Source organism: Bradyrhizobium sp. UFLA01-814, from assembly GCF_046718885.1.
In the GTDB taxonomy this organism is placed as follows: Bacteria; Pseudomonadota; Alphaproteobacteria; order Rhizobiales; family Xanthobacteraceae; genus Bradyrhizobium; species Bradyrhizobium elkanii.
In genome coordinates, this window is sequence record NZ_JAQOSR010000321.1 from 1 (window position 1) to 4,178 (window position 4,178).

2 protein-coding genes and 1 pseudogene are annotated in these 4,178 nt (G+C 57.4%); 1 reads left to right on the plus strand and 2 read right to left on the minus strand.

Going from position 1 to position 4,178, the window contains the following annotated elements; all coding sequences use genetic code 11:
* The first annotated feature begins 226 nt into the window (after positions 1-226).
* Complete coding sequence (locus PMN64_RS42280) at positions 227-1,669, plus strand: MATE family efflux transporter (RefSeq protein WP_411785042.1); 1,443 nt, start codon at positions 227-229, stop codon at positions 1,667-1,669.
* 41 nt (positions 1,670-1,710) lie between these two features.
* Here PMN64_RS42280 and PMN64_RS42285 read toward each other — a convergent pair.
* Together PMN64_RS42285 and PMN64_RS42290 are read right to left on the minus strand one after the other, a co-directional pair.
* Positions 1,711-2,092, minus strand: a pseudogene (locus PMN64_RS42285) (IS630 family transposase); the annotation flags it as partial.
* A 1,320-nt stretch (positions 2,093-3,412) separates the two neighbouring features.
* A partial coding sequence (locus PMN64_RS42290) for an aminotransferase class III-fold pyridoxal phosphate-dependent enzyme (protein WP_411785041.1) occupies positions 3,413-4,178 on the minus strand: 766 nt, incomplete at its 5' end.

Below are 4,178 nucleotides of genomic sequence, written 5' to 3' on the forward strand. Positions count from 1 at the left end.
TCATAGGACAGAACAAGACAAGTCGAGGTTCAGCAGCAGATCCAAGCGGATGGCGCGCTGCGCCCTTAGCAGCAAGTCTCCGCATGCGCCGGCGAGCCATCGCAAATCCGATAAAAAGAGGGTCCTCGTCGAAAAGAGGTCTTTGGCCCACGAGATAATCCGGCGGCATGATTTCATGAATAAAGTAGCCGAAACACAGCCAGCATCGACTTCGCGCCATAGAACGATGAGGTGGGCAGCGGGTCATCAACTTCTTGTCGAGCTCAGCGAGATCGCAAAACTCGCGTTGCCGATGGTGGTGACGCTGCTTGGGCAGATCGCGATGATGACGACGGACCTTGCGTTCATCGGGCGCATCGGCGCCGAGTCGGTCGCCGCGTTAGCGCTGGCTGGCAGGGTCTATTTTGTTGGCCTCACCTTCGGCATGGGCTTGCTGGCGGCGAGCGCAGCCGTCGCTGCGCAGGCGTTTGGGGCGAACAATCTAAGTGTGGTACGGCGCTCGCTGCGCATGGGTCTGTGGGCGGGGCTGCTTCTATCTCTCCCCACAGTGGCGTTTTCGTTGCTGGGTGAGAAAATACTGCTTTCTCTTGGTCAGGCGCCAGGCGCGGCGCGGCTGGCCCAGCAATACCTATTCGGACTAGTCTGGGGCGCAGCGCCCGCGCTGTGGTTTCTGGCTATCCGTAGCTTTATGGTTGCGGTCAACCGGCCGAAGCCGGTCTTATGGATCACGCTCGCGGCCATCCCTCTGAATGCTTTACTGGCCTGTCTGTTGATATATGGGAAGCTCGGCCTGCCCCGGCTTGAGCTCTTCGGCGCGGGTCTTGCGACGTCCCTGGTGAACTTTGGGATGGTCTTAGCCGGCTTATGCTCGGCCGCAATGTGTCGGCCTTTCCGTGACTACAAGGCGCTTGCGCACCTCTGGCGTTTCGATTGGCCGTTGATGTGGCAACTGATTGTGATTGGTACCCCCATTTCCGTTGCCTTTCTTATGCAATGCGGAACTGTCTCAGCTGCCGCCCTCCTGATGGGCTTGATCAGCACCGAAGCGCTGGCCGCTCATCAGATCACGCTCCAGGTCACCGGGATCCTGTTTATGATCGCGTCTGGCATCAGCATGGCAGCAGCCGTGCGCGTTGGCCATGCGGTCGGCCGCAACGACGGACCTGGCATCAAACGGGCTGGTTTGGCTGCGATGCTCCTCGGCGTAGTGATCGCCGCGATGCTGACGGTTGCGGTAATCACCGCGCGTTTTGAGATAGCCGAGTTCTTCATGGGTGGCCCCACCAAGGAGGCCGATGCGGCGATAGGACTCGCAGCCACGCTCCTTTTAGTAGCCGCAAGTTCCTTCATAACAGATGCAATGCACAACATTGCGTCTGGCAGCTTGCGCGGACTCAAGGACACACGGATGTCGGTCCTGTTCGCCGCAATTGGTCACTGGCTGGTCGGCTTTTCTCTTTCATACGTGCTCGGTTTCTGGATAGGTCTTGGCCCTATGGGAATCTGGCTTGGCTTGTCAATTGGGACTATGATCTACGCTGGGCTTCTTGTTCGGCGTTTTCAGCTGCTCGCGAATAGTCTTGCTCTTCTGAGCCGAGAAGAAATTGCAGGCCCAAGATCGGTCGTCATTGTTCCGCATTGTACTCGCCAAAAGTCCTATTCGCCTTGATGAGGCAAAACTAAGAGAAAACTAGTACCTCTGCACAGTGATTATGACTCTTTGGAAGTGTCGGGATAGGCGCGGCCCATTTTGGTGCGCGCCTTATCTGTCGTGAACATCCATTTGATGCGGGAGCGTGAGGCATTCCGCCGCCGTTCCCAAGCGGCGATTTCGCGGCGCCCTCGCTTTTGGGGGCGTCGATCCTGCGATCGAGGCACTGTCCCCGCACAAGACGCCGATCTCGATCTCGAGCCAGCTTGCGTGCTTGGGGTGGAGTGAAACTCGAGCCGCCGCAAAATACGGCTGGCTTCGGCAGGCGGGTATGCCTGATAGAGCGCGCCGACAGAACGGGTCGATAGATTGTCTTGGACGATCCGGACGGTCTCGACGTCGGGATACTGGATATCGACGAGTTCGTCGCATACATTGGGCGTGGCCGGGACACTATATCTCTAACCGGCCATGCTTCGGCAATCTAGCGTACCCAACCGTCGTGAGAGTTCTTGACGGATCTAGCGTCACCAGCTGAAGTAGCCAAGCCTTGTCCAGCCCATCTTTCGCGACTCTCGCATGAGAAGTGAGCTGCGATCCGACGAACACCGGTGAGACGAACTTTAGCGCAAGTTCAGCTCCATCGAAAAACTTACGACCGAACTGACGTAGGAGCAGAGAGCTGAGATGCCCCACGGACAATAAGGCCTGAGCGACTGGTGCCGGAAAACCCGCGCGTCGTGCAACCTCGTAGCTAGTTTGGAGGTTTTGCCGAAATTCGGGGGGGGGGTGCGTCCAAGATGTTGGATATCCCGAGAAGATGACGCTTTGCTCGAGTCCCACATATCGCGTAACCGGTCCGAGCACCATGCCCTCTTCGAGAGGTTCGCTGGGTCGAGCGATGACCGGCGAAGGGGGAAGCTCTGCTGATACCCGCGGTAAGCCATCAGACCAGTTCTCTGGAACCGCCCCTACGTCAGGCCCATGATCGCTGCTGTATCCGACCGTCCCAGTCGAAAGCATCTCGGCGATTAGCTGGCCTCCGGATGTAACGCAGTTTTGCACTGAGCAGTTCTGGCGCCCGGCGCGCACGAACTTGGCAACAATAGCCCCGGTGAGGGTTGCCTCGGCCCCAATAGGCAGCGGCGCATGGTATTTAAGAACCACTTTTGCGTGCAAGCTGCTGGCAGCGCCGATCCCTAGGTAGTCATATCTGAGCTCGGTCAAGTAAAGTAGGTGGTTGGCAAGCAAGCACGGCGGCACGAATGGGCCTAATTCGGGTAATCCCTTTGTGAAGAACCGAGGGTCTTCTCCAATCGCGAAGGCGTGCGCCAAGACGTCCCCCTCGCCAATTTGTTCAGTGACTTGGCCAAGATTGTCGCCGATTTGCAGGTTTTCCCAACAAAATAGAGAAACGCTCGCAGGTCTTTGGATAGGCATGTTAAACGATCCTTGTGGATTTCAGATTGGCGGGCGGCGTTATTTCAATATCCGATATAACCCCAGGACGAGTTACGGACGGTTCTCACGCTCGCTGAGCTCGATCGGTCCTCTGGGCTCGTTAGCGGCTCCGCTCACTTGCGTTGTTGATCTCGATGTAGCTCTTTGTGAAGGCATGTTTGTTGTCCATCGGGTCCAATCGGTTCATTACGGCTCACGCCAAGTAGCGTTTGGGGTTTTCTGCAGGGCCTCCAACACGATGACTATCACTATCCGCAGGCTCACCCCTGCCTTGGGGATGCGCCTGGGCAAACCAACGGACTAATTCGCGCGCCGCAATCGCGCTAGCATGTCTTGGTGTTTATCGAGGAAGTCATCGAACGCATCGACTATGAGCTCAACATCGACCCTAGTCATCGGTGTCGAGATCGACGCGGCAGCGCCATGCGGCAGAATGATTCCATTGTCCGCAAAGAACCGCGTGAGCAGCTTCATTAGAGTTGCCGCAGTTCCGGCGGATTGCGCCTCACGATAGTCGCTCGGCACTAGCTCCATAGGATGGATGCGAAAGAGTGACGCGGCTCCGGTTACGCAAAGAGGCGCGCTCCGATTCGAGATGGCGCGGCGGATCCCGTCTCGAACTGTGATTCCGAGCGTTTCAAGATGTGAAAAAGCCGCATGATCTAGATGCCGCATTGCGACAAGACCCGCTGTCATGGATAGAGGGTTGGCGGAAAACGTGCCGCCTTGCGGAAGCAGCGGCCGGCCCGCGGAAGCATCGAAGACTTTCATCACATCCTCGCGACCGCCGATGGCTCCAACCGGCAGCCCACCACCAATGATCTTCCCCATTGTGACGAGGTCCGGAACAAGGCCATAGCGGGCGGACGCCCCCCGAAAACTCTGCCTGAGATTCAGGACTTCATCAGCAATCACCAGAATGCCGTGGTAACTGGCAGTTTCCTGAACCGCAGCAATAAATTCAGGCCTTGGCGAGATTAGACCAACGCGGCTCGGCATCGGATCCACCACAATGGCAGCAAGCTCGTGTGCATGCAAAGACAACAACCGACGCGAGCCTTCAACA